The sequence below is a fragment of the Salmonella sp. A7 genome, from assembly GCF_020181675.1.
GTDB lineage: Bacteria > Pseudomonadota > Gammaproteobacteria > Enterobacterales > Enterobacteriaceae > Salmonella > Salmonella enterica.
This window is the reverse complement of the sequence record NZ_CP084001.1, coordinates 3768256-3782967: the sequence shown is the minus strand read 5'-3', so window position 1 is coordinate 3782967 and position 14712 is coordinate 3768256. Positions and strand designations below refer to the sequence as shown.

At 55.0% G+C, this 14712-nt stretch carries 12 protein-coding genes; 4 read left to right on the top strand and 8 right to left on the bottom strand.

The annotated features are described in order from the left end of the window. The first annotated feature begins 45 nt into the window (after positions 1–45). The 3 genes from kefF (at position 46) to folA (ending at position 3109) form a co-directional block, all read left to right on the top strand. Entirely contained in the window at positions 46–576 is a 531-nt protein-coding gene (gene kefF / locus LCS67_RS18475) for a glutathione-regulated potassium-efflux system oxidoreductase KefF (protein WP_000600704.1), read from the top strand. Then, positions 569–2431: a glutathione-regulated potassium-efflux system protein KefC gene (gene kefC / locus LCS67_RS18470; RefSeq protein WP_000377171.1), complete on the top strand. Its 1863-nt coding sequence runs from the start codon at positions 569–571 to the stop codon at positions 2429–2431. Before kefF ends, kefC begins: the two co-directional genes overlap by 8 nt. 198 nt (positions 2432–2629) lie before the next feature. After that, on the top strand, positions 2630–3109 hold the full coding sequence (gene folA / locus LCS67_RS18465; RefSeq protein WP_000624379.1) for a type 3 dihydrofolate reductase: 480 nt from the start codon (positions 2630–2632) through the stop codon (positions 3107–3109). A gap of 95 nt (positions 3110–3204) precedes the next feature. On the opposite strand, the gene apaH is transcribed toward folA, so the two are convergent. Genes apaH through lptD form a run of 6 tightly spaced genes read right to left on the bottom strand, consistent with a single transcriptional unit; the run spans position 3205 to position 9945 of the window. Beyond that, positions 3205–4053 (bottom strand): bis(5'-nucleosyl)-tetraphosphatase (symmetrical) ApaH, encoded by an 849-nt coding sequence (gene apaH / locus LCS67_RS18460; RefSeq protein ID WP_000257211.1) that lies wholly within the window; start codon positions 4051–4053, stop codon positions 3205–3207. Between the two features lie 10 nt (positions 4054–4063). Then, positions 4064–4441, bottom strand: coding sequence for a Co2+/Mg2+ efflux protein ApaG (apaG, locus tag LCS67_RS18455; RefSeq protein ID WP_000610894.1), 378 nt, complete (start codon positions 4439–4441; stop codon positions 4064–4066). A gap of 2 nt (positions 4442–4443) precedes the next feature. Further along, positions 4444–5265 carry a 16S rRNA (adenine(1518)-N(6)/adenine(1519)-N(6))-dimethyltransferase RsmA gene (gene rsmA / locus LCS67_RS18450; RefSeq protein WP_001065397.1) on the bottom strand — a complete coding sequence of 274 codons (822 nt, stop codon included), beginning with the start codon at positions 5263–5265 and terminating at the stop codon, positions 4444–4446. Next, positions 5262–6251: a 4-hydroxythreonine-4-phosphate dehydrogenase PdxA gene (gene pdxA, locus LCS67_RS18445; protein ID WP_000092999.1), complete on the bottom strand. Its 990-nt coding sequence runs from the start codon at positions 6249–6251 to the stop codon at positions 5262–5264. Before pdxA ends, rsmA begins: the two co-directional genes overlap by 4 nt. Beyond that, positions 6251–7537, bottom strand: coding sequence for a peptidylprolyl isomerase SurA (gene surA / locus LCS67_RS18440; RefSeq protein WP_000800482.1), 1287 nt, complete (start codon positions 7535–7537; stop codon positions 6251–6253). Before surA ends, pdxA begins: the two co-directional genes overlap by 1 nt. 53 nt (positions 7538–7590) lie before the next feature. Next, the gene (gene lptD / locus LCS67_RS18435) at positions 7591–9945 is read right to left on the bottom strand and encodes an LPS assembly protein LptD (protein ID WP_000746125.1); all 2355 of its coding nucleotides are present in this window, start codon (positions 9943–9945) and stop codon (positions 7591–7593) included. 253 nt (positions 9946–10198) lie between these two features. Between lptD and djlA the strand changes: the two genes are divergently transcribed. Further along, positions 10199–11011, top strand: a complete 813-nt coding sequence (djlA, locus tag LCS67_RS18430) for a co-chaperone DjlA (RefSeq protein WP_001200595.1) — start codon at positions 10199–10201, stop codon at positions 11009–11011. A 94-nt stretch (positions 11012–11105) separates the two neighbouring features. Here the strand turns inward: djlA and rluA are convergent, their stop codons facing one another. Beyond that, on the bottom strand, positions 11106–11765 hold the full coding sequence (gene rluA, locus LCS67_RS18425) for a bifunctional tRNA pseudouridine(32) synthase/23S rRNA pseudouridine(746) synthase RluA (protein WP_000525196.1): 660 nt from the start codon (positions 11763–11765) through the stop codon (positions 11106–11108). Between the two features lie 11 nt (positions 11766–11776). Beyond that, on the bottom strand, positions 11777–14683 hold the full coding sequence (gene rapA, locus LCS67_RS18420) for an RNA polymerase-associated protein RapA (RefSeq protein ID WP_001116966.1): 2907 nt from the start codon (positions 14681–14683) through the stop codon (positions 11777–11779). Between the last annotated feature and the right edge of the window lie 29 nt (positions 14684–14712).

Here is a 14712-nt window from a genome sequence, read left to right as displayed (position 1 = left end):
TGTCACTACACTTTGTAATAAAAAACAGATCATCACAGGCTAATCATGATCCTCATTATTTATGCGCATCCGTATCCGCATCATTCTCATGCGAATAAACGGATGCTTGAACAGGCAGGGACGCTGGAAAACGTCGAAATACGTTCGCTTTATCACCTCTATCCCGATTTCAATATTGACGTTGCCGCCGAGCAGGAGGCGCTGTCGCGCGCGAGTCTTATCGTCTGGCAGCATCCGATGCAGTGGTACAGCGTCCCTCCTTTACTCAAATTATGGATGGATAAAGTCCTCACCCACGGCTGGGCTTACGGTCATGGCGGTACGGCATTACACGGTAAACATCTGCTGTGGGCGGTAACGACCGGCGGCGGTGAAAACCACTTTGCTATCGGCTCCCATCCCGGATTTGACGTCCTTTCTCAGCCGCTACAGGCGACGGCGCTCTATTGTGGCCTCAAATGGCTGCCGCCGTTTGCCATGCATTGCACGTTCATTTGCGATGACGACACCTTACAGGCGCAGGCGTGTCAGTATAAACAGCGTTTACTGGCATGGCAGGAGGTGAATCATGGATAGCCATACTCTACTGCAGGCGCTGATCTATCTTGGTTCGGCGGCGTTGATTGTGCCGATTGCGGTACGTTTGGGCTTAGGATCGGTGCTGGGGTATCTGATTGCGGGGTGTATTATCGGCCCCTGGGGACTACGGCTGGTGACGGACGCCGAATCTATTCTGCATTTTGCGGAAATCGGCGTCGTGCTGATGTTGTTTGTTATTGGGCTTGAGCTGGACCCGCAACGGTTATGGAAGCTGCGCGCCTCGGTATTTGGCGGCGGCGCGTTACAGATGGTGGTCTGCGGCGGACTGATAGGTCTGTTCTGTATGTTTCTTGGCCTGCGTTGGCAGGTGGCGGAACTGATTGGCATGACGCTGGCGCTTTCGTCCACGGCTATCGCCATGCAGGCAATGAATGAGCGTAACCTGACCGTTTCGCAAGTAGGGCGTAGCGCATTTGCAGTGCTCTTGTTCCAGGATATCGCGGCGATCCCGCTGGTGGCGATGATTCCTCTGCTGGCCGCCAGCGGCGCATCCACCACGCTTGGCGCGTTTGCGCTATCGGCGTTGAAAGTCGCAGGCGCGTTGGCGCTGGTGGTGCTGCTGGGACGCTACGTCACGCGCCCGGCGCTGCGCTTTGTCGCGCGTTCTGGTTTGCGGGAAGTGTTCAGCGCCGTGGCGCTATTTCTGGTGTTTGGTTTCGGCCTGTTGCTGGAAGAAGTTGGGCTGTCAATGGCGATGGGCGCGTTCCTGGCGGGCGTTCTGCTGGCGAGTTCGGAATATCGTCATGCGCTGGAAAGCGATATTGAACCCTTTAAGGGGTTGCTGCTGGGGCTGTTCTTTATTGGCGTCGGCATGTCGATTGATTTCGGCACGCTGGTGGAGAATCCGCTGCGCATTCTGCTGTTGTTGGCCGGTTTTCTGGCAATCAAAATCGTCATGCTGTGGCTGGTCGCGAGGCCGCTGGGCGTACCGGCAAAACAGCGTCGCTGGTTTGCCGTCTTATTAGGCCAGGGAAGTGAGTTTGCGTTTGTGGTTTTTGGCGCGGCGCAAATGGCGGGTGTACTTGAGCCGGAATGGGCAAAAGCGCTGACGCTGGCGGTCGCGCTGTCGATGGCGGCAACGCCGATTTTTCTGGTGCTGCTGACGCGCATGGAGAAGACCGCGACGGGTGAAGCGCGCGAGGCGGATGAAATCGACGAAGAGCAGCCGCGGGTTATTGTGGCCGGGTTTGGACGATTTGGGCAGATAGCCGGGCGTTTGCTGCTGTCGAGCGGGGTGAAGATGGTGGTGCTCGATCACGATCCCGATCATATCGAAACGCTGCGTAAATTCGGCATGAAGGTTTTTTATGGCGACGCGACGCGTATGGATTTGCTGGAATCTGCCGGAGCGGCGAAGGCGGAGGTATTGATTAACGCCATTGACGATCCGCAAACCAATTTGCAACTGAGTGAACTGGTGAGGTCGCATTTCCCGCATCTGCAGATTATCGCCCGCGCCCGTGATGTCGATCATTACATTCGCCTGCGCCAGGCAGGTGTGGCGATGCCCGAACGTGAAACCTTCGAAGGCGCGCTCAAAAGCGGGCGACAGGCGCTGGAAGCGCTGGGGCTGGGGCGTTATGAAGCCCGCGAGCGCGCGGATCTGTTCCGCCATTTTAATACCCGGATGGTGGAAGAGATGGCGAAAGGGGAAAACGATCCGTTATCTCGCGCCGCCGCCTATAAACGTACCAGCGCGATGTTGAGCGAAATTATTACCGAGGACCGGGAGCATCTGTCGTTGATTCAGCGCCACGGCTGGCAGGGAACGGCTGAGGGCAAACATTCCGGGGAGGCCGCTGATGAACCCGAGGTCAAACCGTCAATCTAAAGTAAAAAATGTGATGTTCTGCAAACTTTACTGCTAATTGGCTGTTTTTGAACTACTGTAATGCTGGCGCTCCACATCAAATGAGTGGCGTCGCCAGCAGAACGAAAAATTTTCGTGCTCATCCTCTTTTCGTCAGTCGACGAAAGATTGCGCTTTACGTATAGTGGCGGCAATTTTTTTTGTATCAGGAAATAATTAATGATCAGTCTGATTGCGGCGTTAGCGGTGGATCGCGTCATCGGTATGGAAAACGCCATGCCGTGGAACCTGCCTGCCGATCTCGCCTGGTTTAAACGTAACACGTTAAATAAACCTGTCGTCATGGGACGTCACACCTGGGAGTCCATCGGGCGCCCCTTACCGGGACGTAAAAATATTGTTATCAGCAGCCAGCCGGGCACCGACGATCGCGTGCAGTGGGTGAAGTCTGTCGATGAGGCGATTGCCGCTTGCGGCGACGCGCCGGAAATTATGGTCATTGGCGGCGGGCGCGTGTACGAGCAGTTCCTGCCAAAGGCGCAGAAGCTTTATCTGACGCATATTGATGCGGAAGTCGAAGGCGATACCCATTTTCCGGATTATGAACCGGATGACTGGGAATCGGTATTCAGTGAGTTTCACGATGCCGACGCGCAGAATTCTCACAGCTATTGTTTCGAGATTCTGGAACGTCGTTAACGCTGTAGTGCCGGATGGCGGCGAAACGCCTTACCCGGCCTACTCTTGAGCCAGATGTAGGCCTGATAAGCGTAGCGCCATCAGGCATAAACCTATCAGGCGTTGACCGCTTCGCCTTCGCCCATATCCATCTGGCGGTTTGACGGCTGCACAAAATACTGTTTATCTTCCCAGCGTAAACAGGTTAACTCCCCGCCCCAGCAGCAGCCGGTATCCAGCGCGTAAATACCTTCCGGCGTCCCTTTCCCTTCCAGCGACGCCCAGTGCCCGAACGCAATACTGTAAGCCTCGCTCACCGGCCCCGGAATGGCGAACCACGGCTTCAGCGGCGCAGGGGCATTTTCCGGCGACGCTTTGCTGTACATATCCAGTTGACCGTTAGGAAAGCAGTAACGCATACGGGTAAAGGCATTAGTAATAAAGCGTAGCCGCGCCAGACCGCTTAACTCCGGCGACCAGTTATTTGGCATATCGCCATACATCGCGTCGAGGAAAAAGGGGTACGAGTCGCTCGACAGCACCGCTTCAACATCGCGGGCGCACTCTTTTGCCGTCTGCAAATCCCACTGCGGGGTAATACCCGCATGCGCCATGACCAGCTTTTTCTCTTCATCTACCTGCAACAGCGGCTGACGGCGTAACCAATTCAACAGCTCATCGGCGTCCGGCGCTTCAAGAAGCGGGGTCAGCCGGTCTTTAGGTTTGTTGCGGCTAATCCCGGCGAATACGGCCAACAGGTGTAAATCGTGATTCCCCAGCACCAAACGCACGCTATTGCCAAGCGATTTGACGTAGCGTAACACGTCCAGCGAACCGGGACCGCGGGCGACCAAATCGCCAGTCAGCCACAGAGTGTCTGTGTCTGGCGTAAATTCCACTTGCTGTAATAAGGCGATCAGTTCGTCGTAGCAACCGTGAACGTCGCCGATGAGATAAGTTGCCATTGTTATAATTTTAGTGAATGAGTGTAGGGACGGCGAGTCGAAACACGGGAATGTCGATGGTAAAGGCGTCGCCATTTTCATCGATCATTTCGTAATGACCCTGCATGGTGCCCAGCGGCGTTTCAATTACCGCGCCGCTGGTGTACTGATACTCTTCGCCAGGCGCAATGCGCGGCTGGACGCCAACCACACCTTCGCCCTGGACTTCGGTTTCACGGCCATGACCATTGGTAATCAGCCAGTAGCGGCCCAATAGCTGCACTGGCGCCCGGCCCAGATTGCGGATGGTTACGGTATAGGCAAAAACGTAACGTTCATCGTCAGGTGAGGATTGCGCCTCAATGTAGACGCTTTGCACCTGAATACACACTCTGGGCGAATTGATCATGTTTAACTCTCCTTCAAAGGCGCGTTTTCCGACAGATAATTGGCCATCTGGCAGTACTGCGCGACAGAGATATTTTCCGCGCGCATTGCCGGGTCAATACCCATTTCCGTCAACGTCTCAACGCTAAAAAGATTGCCGAGACTATTACGGATCGTTTTACGGCGCTGGTTAAAGGCCTCGGTGGTAATACGGCTCAACACGCGAATATCTTTAACCGGGTAAGGCATTGTTGCGTGTGGAACCAGACGCACCACGGCGGAGTCCACTTTGGGCGGCGGCGTGAAGGCGGATGGCGGCACTTCAAGCACCGGGATCACCTGACAGTAATATTGCGCCATCACGCTTAAACGACCATACGCTTTGCTGTTCGGCCCTGCAACCAGACGATTTACCACTTCTTTTTGCAACATAAAGTGCATGTCGGCAATGGCATCAGTATAGCTAAAGAGATGGAACATCAGCGGGGTGGAGATATTATAGGGCAGATTGCCGAACACACGCAGCGGTTGGCCCAACTGCGCAGACAGTTCACCAAAGTTCATGGTCATGGCGTCCTGCTGATAAATAGTCAGCTTCGGCCCTAAAAACGGATGGGTTTGCAAACGCGCCGCCAGATCGCGGTCAAGTTCAATGACCGTGAGCTTATCCAGTCGTTCGCCGACCGGCTCCGTCAGCGCCGCCAGACCGGGGCCGATTTCAACCATCGCCTGGCCTTTTTGCGGATTAATAGCAGAAACAATACTGTCGATCACAAACCGATCGTTGAGAAAGTTTTGCCCGAAGCGTTTACGGGCTAAATGGCCCTGATGGACTCGATTATTCATTGGGTATTAACAATCATTTTGATGGCGAGATTAAGCGCCGTAATAAAACTGCCGACATCCGCTTTTCCACGGCCCGCCAGTTCAAGCGCGGTGCCGTGGTCAACGGAGGTTCGAATAAAAGGTAGGCCGAGCGTTATATTCACTCCCCGACCGAATCCCTGGTATTTTAGCACGGGCAGGCCCTGATCGTGGTACATCGCCAGCACCGCGTCGGCATTATCGAGATATTTGGGCTGAAACAGCGTATCAGCAGGTAGCGGCCCGTTGAGTTTCATTCCCTGCGCCCGCAGCTCGTCGAGCACCGGAATGATGGTGTCTATCTCTTCCGTGCCCATATGACCGCCTTCGCCCGCGTGCGGATTCAGGCCACAGACAAGAATGCGCGGTTCGGCAATACCAAATTTGGTCCGCAAATCGTGATGCAAAATAGCAATCACTTCGTGCAAAAGCGCAGGGGTGATGGCGTCTGCAATCGCCCGTAGCGGCAGATGCGTGGTCGCCAGCGCCACGCGAAGTTCTTCGGTTGCCAGCATCATCACGACTTTTTTCGCCTGCGAACGCTCTTCGAAAAACTCGGTATGACCGGTAAACGGAATGCCTGCGTCGTTAATAACGCCTTTGTGCACGGGGCCTGTGATCAGCGCGGCAAATTCACCGTTCAGACAGCCATCACACGCTCGCGCCAGCGTCTCTACCACATAGGGGCCATTTTCTACCGTCAACTGACCGGGGATGGCAGGCGCGTGCAGCGAGACCGGCAATAGGGTCAGCGTTCCCGCGGGCTGCGGCGCAGCGGGGACATCAGGCGAGTAAGGGAGAAGCGAGAGGGGCAGGCCGAGCATGGCGGCCCGCTCCGTCAGGAGCGCGCCGTCCGCACAGACGACCAGTTCAATCGGCCACGCGCGTTGCGCCAGTTGGACAACAAGATCGGGGCCAATCCCGGCGGGTTCGCCGGGAGTGATAACAACGCGTTGCGCACTGCTCATTAGTTACTCAAAATCTTAACGTAAGCGCTGGCGCGCTGTTCTTGCATCCAGGTCGCCGCTTCTTCTGAGAATTTACGGTTCATCAGCATACGATAAGCGCGATCTTTCTGCGCCGCATCGGTTTTGTCTACCTTACGCGTATCCAGCAATTCGATCAGATGCCAGCCGAAAGAGGAGTGTACCGGCGCGCTTATTTGGCCTTTATGCAGCTTCGTCAGCGCGTCGCGGAACGCCGGATCGAAAATATCTGGCGTAGCCCAACCCAAATCACCGCCCTGGTTAGCGGAGCCCGGGTCCTGAGAGTACTCTTTCGCCGCAGCGGCAAAGGTGGTTTTACCACTCTTAATGTCAGCCGCGATTTCTTCCAGCTTCAGGCGCGCCTGCTGATCGTTCATGATCGGCGACGGCTTAAGCAGAATGTGACGAGCGTGAACTTCGGTCACGGAGATACTCTGGCTCTGACCGCGCAGGTCGTTTACTTTCAGAATGTGGAAGCCGACGCCGGAGCGAATCGGGCCGACAATGTCGCCTTTCTTCGCGGTGCTCAGCGCCTGGGCGAAAATCCCCGGCAGCTCCTGGATACGGCCCCAGCCCATCTGACCGCCTTTTAGCGCCTGCTGGTCGGCAGAGTAGGTAATCGCCAGTTTGCCGAAATCTGCGCCGTTACGCGCTTCTTCAACAATGCTTTCCGCCTGGCGCTGCGCGTCGTTAACCTGCTCGGAGGTTGGGTTTTCCGGCAGAGCAATCAGGATATGGCTCAGGTTCAGCTCGGTGCTGGCGTCGTTTTGGGTGCCAATCTGTTTTGCCAGCGCGTCAACTTCTTGCGGCAAAACGGTGATACGGCGACGAACCTCGTTGTTGCGCACTTCAGAGATAATCATCTCTTTACGAATCTGGTTACGGTAGGTTGAATAGTTCAGCCCATCGTAAGCCAGACGGCTGCGCATCTGATCCATCGTCATATTGTTTTGTTTGGCGATGTTGGCGATGGCCTGATCCAACTGCTCATCCGTGATCTTCACTCCCATCTTCTGACCCATCTGCAGGATAATTTGATCCATAATCAAACGTTCCAGGATCTGGTGACGCAGCGTGGCGTCGTCCGGAAGCTGCTGACCTGCCTGACCCGCGTTAAGTTTGACTGATTGCATTAAGCCATCAACGTCGCTTTCCAGCACGACGCCATTATTGACGACGGCTGCGACTTTATCGACTACCTGGGGGGCAGCGAAACTGGTATTCGCGATCATGGCGATACCGAGAAGCAGCGTTTTCCAGTTCTTCATACTTTTTCCATTTCAATTAACCGCAATGCGGATTACGTTGTAAATCAATCAGATTACATAGAGCTTTGGTACGGCAGAATGTTCGAACGCAACATTTCTTGCGTGCCGAGGCCGTAGTTAGAGCTCAAACCGCGCAGCTCAATGTTGAAGCCAATCGCGTTATCATAAATCGCGTGTTGTTTATCGTTATCCCAACCGTTCAGCTTACGTTCGTATCCGACGCGGATCGCATAGCAGCAAGAGTTGTACTGCAAGCCGAGCATCTGGTCTGCAGGTTTGCTCGAATTGGTATCGAAGTAGTACGCGCCGACAATCGACCAGCGATCGGCAATCGGCCAACTTGCCACCGCGCCCACCTGGTTGATGCCGTTTTTATACTGCTCTGCCGTGGAATAATACGAAGGCAACGTAGCCTGAATATATTCCGGGCTGGCATAGCGGTAGTTCAACTGTACCAGACGATCCTGATCCCGACGGTATTCGAGGCTGCTGCTGCTGGTAGCGACGCTATCCAGACGGGTATCGTACTGCACTCCGCTACGCAGCCCCCAGCGTTCTGAAATACGCCAGTAAGTGTCGCCTGCCCAAACCAGCGAACCGGTTTTGTCGTCATTCTCCCATTTAATGTTGTCATCGCCGGTGCGAGACTCCGTGAAATAGTAGATTTGACCAACAGAAACGTTAAAACGTTCAACGGCGGCATCATCATAAACGCGTGTTGTGACGCCGGTCGTGACCTGGTTGGCGGAAGCAATACGGTCGAGACCACCATAAGTGCGGTCGCGGAACAGGCCGTTATAGTCGGATTGCAGCAAAGAAGAATCGTAGTTATAGATGCCGCTCTGGTCGCGGTACGGCACATACAGGTACTGCACGCGTGGTTCCAGCGTCTGGGTATACCCCGGCGCCAGCATCGCCATATCGCGTTCGAAGACGAGCTTACCGTCGACTTTAAACTGTGGCATGACGCGGTTAACCGAATCTTCCAGTTTTTTGCTGTTATTGGCGTTGTACCAGTCCAGATTCGTTTGCTGATAGTGCGTCGCCATCAGCTTCGCTTCGGTGTTCAGGCTGCCCCAGCGGTTGGAGAGCGGCAAATTGATGGTTGGCTCCAGGTGGACGCGGGTCGCTTCCGGCATATTGTCTTTGGTGTTGACGAAATGTACCGCCTGGCCGTAAATCCGGGTATCAAACGGCCCGAGATCGTTATAGTAGTAGTTAACGTCTAACTGCGGCTCCGCAGAGTAGCTGCTGGTGTTTTGATCGTTAAAGACCTGGAATTGCTTGGTCGACACCGTAGCGTCAAAGTTTTGTACGGCGTAGCCGACGCTGAATTTCTGCGTTGCGTAGCCGTCGGTACTGGAACCGTACTTACTGTCGAAATCATTAAAATAGCTGGAGTCGCTGACTTTGGTGTAATCGACGTTAAAACGCCACACCTGATCCATCACGCCTGAGTGCTGCCAGTAGAATAACCAGCGGTGCTTATCGCCCTCTTTGGGATGTTCGTCCTCGTAGACTTTATCAGAAGGCAGATAATCTAATTCCATCAACCCGGCGCCTGCCTGCGTGAGATAACGGAATTCGTTCTCCCACATAATATTGCCGCGGCGGTGCATATAGTGCGGGGTGATGGTGGCGTCCATATTGGGCGCGATGTTCCAGTAATACGGTAAGTAGAACTCGAAATAGTTCTTGGTCGTGTATTTCGCGTTCGGGATCAGGAAACCTGAGCGACGTTTGTCACCGACGGGGAGCTGTAAATAGGGGCTATAAAAGATCGGAACCGGACCTACTTTAAACCGGGCGTTCCAGATCTCCGCAACCTGTTCTTCACGGTCATGGATGACTTCACTCCCCACCACGCTCCAGGTATCGGAGCCAGGCAGACAGGAGGTAAAGCTGCCGTTTTCCAGAATGGTATAGCGGTTTTCGCCGCGCTGCTTCATGAGATCGGCTTTACCGCGTCCCTGACGGCCCACCATCTGGTAATCGCCTTCCCAGACGTTCGTGTCTTTGGTGTTCAGGTTCGCCCAGCCCTTCGGCCCTTTAAGGATGACTTGATTGTCATCATAATGCACATTACCCAGCGCATCGACGGTGCGTACAGGTTCCGGCTGACCTTCCGCCTGCTTCTGATGAAGCTGCACTTCATCCGCTTGCAGGCGGCTATTCCCCTGCATAATGTCCACGTTGCCGGTAAAAACGGCATCGTCCGGGTAGTTACCTTTAGCGTTATCGGCATTGATAGTAACCGGCAGATCGTTGGTATCGCCTTTTACCAGAGGACGATCGTAGCTCGGCACGCCCAACATACACTGTGAGGCGAGATCGGCTGCCAGCCCCTGATGACTATAAAGGGCGCTGGCGATCATGGTGGCCAGAAGAGTGGGAATACGTTTTTTCATACGTTGTATTTATTGTTCCATCATCGGTAGCGTTGCGCGTGACAAACGGTCACAGCCTAACTTACTCATCTTCGCTGCGCCAGTGTTAATCCTGCCGTTTAGCGTCTGTGGTGTTAGGCACGGCATTGAATGACAGGTATGATAATGCAAATTATAGGCGATGTCCCACAATTGACCGTAGCCTTCATTCGCAGAAAAGCACCTTATTTTGTGGGAGATAGCCTCACCGATAGCGTAACGTTTTGGGGAGTCTATGCAGTACTGGGGAAAGATAATTGGCGTCGCCGTAGCCCTGATGATGGGCGGCGGCTTTTGGGGCGTGGTCCTGGGTCTGCTGGTGGGCCATATGTTCGACAAAGCCCGCAGCCGAAAAATGGCGTGGTTTGCCAACCAGCGGGAACGGCAGGCGCTGTTTTTTGCCACCACCTTTGAGGTGATGGGCCACTTAACCAAATCAAAAGGACGGGTGACGGAAGCGGATATTCATATCGCCAGTCAGTTGATGGATCGCATGAATTTACACGGCGATTCACGTACTGCCGCGCAGAACGCCTTTCGGGTCGGAAAAGCGGATAATTACCCATTACGTGAAAAGATGCGGCAGTTTCGTAGCGTCTGCTTCGGGCGTTTTGATCTGATTCGGATGTTTCTGGAAATTCAGATCCAGGCGGCGTTTGCCGATGGCTCGCTGCACCCTAATGAGCGGGAAGTGCTGTATGTGATTGCGGAAGAGTTAGGTATTTCCCGCGTACAGTTCGATCAGTTTCTGCGCATGATGCAGGGCGGCGCGCAGTTTGGCGGTGGTTATCATCAACAGTCCGGCGGCGGCTGGCAGCAGGCGCAGCGCGGCCCGACGCTGGAAGATGCCTGTAATGTGCTGGGGGTTAAAACCACCGACGATGCAACCACCATTAAACGCGCTTATCGCAAACTGATGAGCGAGCATCATCCGGACAAACTGGTCGCGAAAGGTTTGCCGCCGGAAATGATGGAAATGGCGAAGCAAAAAGCGCAGGAAATTCAGAAAGCGTATGAGCTAATCAAAGAACAGAAAGGCTTCAAGTGATTGAATTGCCGGATGCGGCTAGCGCCTTATCCGGCCTACGTTAATGAATGTAGGCCGGGCAAGCGAAGCGCCCCGGCATAAATTGGCTCAGAATTTAAAAATCTGCCGGGACTTTAAACGTCATGCTGTTACCGTAAGCGGGATGGGTAATGGTCAGCATTTCGGCGTGTAACTGCAAACGCGGCGCCAGCGACAACGCTTCCGGCGAGGCGTAAAACCGATCGCCTAAAATCGGGTGGCCTAACGCCAGCATATGCACACGAAGCTGATGCGAACGTCCGGTGATCGGTTTTAGCACCACGCGGGCGGTATTATCCGCCGCAAACTCCACCACGTTATATTCCGTTTGCGCCGGTTTGCCGGTTTCATAACACACTTTCTGCTTTGGCCGGTTCGGCCAGTCGCAGATGAGCGGTAAGTCGACCAGTCCTTCCGCCGGGGAGGGATGCCCCCATACGCGCGCCACATACTGCTTTTTCGGCTCACGTTCGCGGAACTGGCGTTTTAGCTCCCGCTCCGCGGCTTTGGTCAGCGCCACTACAATCACGCCGCTGGTGGCCATATCCAGACGATGCACCGATTCTGCCTGCGGGTAGTCGCGCTGGATACGCGTCATAATGCTGTCTTTGTGCGCTTCCAGACGCCCCGGCACGGACAACAGGCCGCTGGGCTTATTGACCACCATAATGTGCTCATCCTGATACAGGATAACCAGCCAGGGTTCCTGCGGCGGATTGTAGTTTTCCATCCCCATGTACGGCTCCGTTATTGGTGCGTGACGACGATAAGACGCAGCGCGTCCAGACGCCAGCCTGCCTGATTCAGGCTTTCCAGCACCTGCTGACGGTTACTGTCGATAGCGGCAAGTTCGTCGTCGCGAATGTTCGGGTTGACGGCGCGCAGCGCTTCCAGACGCGACAGTTCCCCGGACAGTTTTTCATCCGCCTCGCGACGCGCGTTATCAATCAGCGCTCTGGCGGACTTTTCAATCTGAGTTTCGCCCAGTTGCAAAATGGCGTGGACGTCCTGTTGCACGGCGTTAACCAGTTTGCTACCGGTGTGGCGATTCACGGCGCTGAGCTGGCGGTTGAAGGTTTCAAACTCGACCTGGGCGGCCAGATTGTTGCCGTTTTTATCTAACAGCATACGTACCGGCGTCGGCGGCAGGAAGCGGTTCAGTTGTAGCTGTTTCGGCGCCTGCGCTTCCACGACATAAACCAGTTCGACCAGCAGCGTGCCGACGGGCAGCGCTTTATTTTTCAACAGCGAAATGGTGCTGCTGCCGGTATCGCCGGAGAGGATCAGATCCAGTCCGTTACGGATGAGCGGATGTTCCCAAGTAATAAACTGCGCATCTTCGCGAGACAGGGCTACGTCACGTTCAAACGTGATAGTACAGCCGTCTTCCGGCAGGCCGGGGAAATCCGGCACCAACATGTGATCGGACGGCGTCAACACGATCAGGTTGTCGCCGCGATCGTCCTGGTTAATGCCGACGATATCGAACAGGTTCATGGCGAACGCGATCAGGTTGGTGTCGTCGTCCTGTTCTTCAATGCTTTGTGCGAGCTGTTGGGCTTTTTCTCCGCCGTTGGAGTGGATCTCCAGCAGGCGGTCGCGGCCCTGTTCTAACTGGGCTTTTAGCGCTTCATGTTGCTCGCGGCAGGATTTGATCAGATCGTCAAACCCGTCGGTTTCTTCAGGCGCGGCCAGATAGTTAATCAGACTGGCGTAGGCTGAATCATAAATCGCGCGACCGGTCGGGCAGGTGTGCTCAAAGGCGTCCAGCCCTTCGTGATACCAGCGAACCAGCACCGACTGGGCGGTTTTTTCCAGGTACGGGACGTGGATCTGGATATCATGCGCCTGGCCGATACGATCCAGACGACCAATACGCTGTTCCAGCAGATCCGGGTTAAACGGCAAGTCGAACATCACCAGATTGCTGGCAAACTGGAAGTTACGTCCTTCGGAGCCGATTTCAGAACATAACAGCACCTGCGCGCCGGTATCTTCTTCGGCGAACCAGGCGGCGGCGCGGTCGCGTTCGATAATCGACATGCCCTCATGGAACACGGCGGCGCGGATGCCTTCGCGTTCGCGCAGCACCTGCTCCAGCTGTAACGCGGTGGTCGCCTTAGCGCAGATCACCAGCACTTTTTGCGAACGATGGCTGGTCAGATAGCCCATTAGCCACTCAACGCGTGGGTCGAAGTTCCACCAGGTGCCGGTATCGCCTTCGAACTCCTGATAAATTTGTTCCGGATAGAGCATATCGCGGGCGCGATCTTCCGCGCTCTTACGCGCGCCCATAATGCCGGAGACCTTAATGGCGGTCTGATACTGGGTCGGCAGCGGTAGTTTTACCGTATGCAGTTCACGTTTCGGGAACCCCTTGACGCCGTTACGGGTGTTGCGGAACAGAACGCGGCTGGTGCCGTGGCGATCCATCAGCATCGACACCAGCTCATCACGGGCGGCCTGCGCGTCGTCGCGATCGCTATTAGCGGCCTGCAATAGCGGTTCAATATCCTGTTCGCCGATCAGATCGCCCAGCCTGTTCAGTTCGTCGTTGCTGAGTTTATTGCCCGCCAGCAGCATGGCCACCGCATCGGCGACAGGGCGGTAGTTTTTCTGTTCTTCGACAAACTGTTCGAAATCGTGGAAACGGTTCGGATCGAGCAGGCGCAGACGGGCGAAATGGCTTTCCATCCCCAGCTGTTCTGGCGTGGCGGTCAGCAGCAGCACGCCCGGTACACGTTCAGCTAATTGTTCGATGGCCATATATTCACGGCTCGGCGCATCGGTGCTCCACACCAGATGATGCGCTTCGTCGACCACCAGCAAATCCCACTCGGCGTCGCACAAATGTTCCAGACGCTGCTTATTACGGCGGGCGAAATCCAGCGAGCAGATCACCAGTTGTTCGGTTTCAAACGGGTTATACGCGTCGTGCTGCGCTTCGGTATAGCGTTCGTCATCGAACAGCGCGAAGCGCAGGTTGAAACGGCGCAGCATTTCTACCAGCCACTGGTGTTGCAGGGTTTCCGGAACGATGATCAATACGCGTTCCGCCGCGCCGGATAATAACTGTTGATGCAGAATCATCCCGGCTTCAATGGTTTTACCTAAGCCCACTTCATCCGCCAGCAGTACGCGCGGCGCATGGCGACGACCCACATCATGAGCGATATTAAGCTGATGCGGGATCAGGTTGGTCCGCTGACCGCGCAGGCCGCTGTATGGCATCCGGTACTGCTCGCTCTGAAATTTACGGGCGCGATAGCGCAGCGCGAACCGATCCATTCGATCGATTTGACCGGCGAACAGACGATCCTGGGGCTTACTGAAAACCAACTTGCTGTCGAGCAGAACTTCGCGCAGCGTCACATTGGTCTCTTCGGTATCCAGGCGGGTGCCGACATAAACAAGCAGGCCATTTTCTTCTTTTACTTCATCGATATGTAGCTGCCAGCCTTCATGGCTTGTAATCGTATCGCCAGGGTTGAACATGACGCGGGTCACGGGAGAATCACTACGCGCATACAGGCGGTTTTCCCCCGTGGACGGGAAAAGTAAGGTGACGGTTCGCGCATCCATCGCAACAACGGTTCCAAGTCCCAGCTCGCTTTCTGTATCGCTGATCCAGCGTTGACCAAGTGTAAAAGGCATATGTGTTCGGCTCTATATCTTTAATTGCA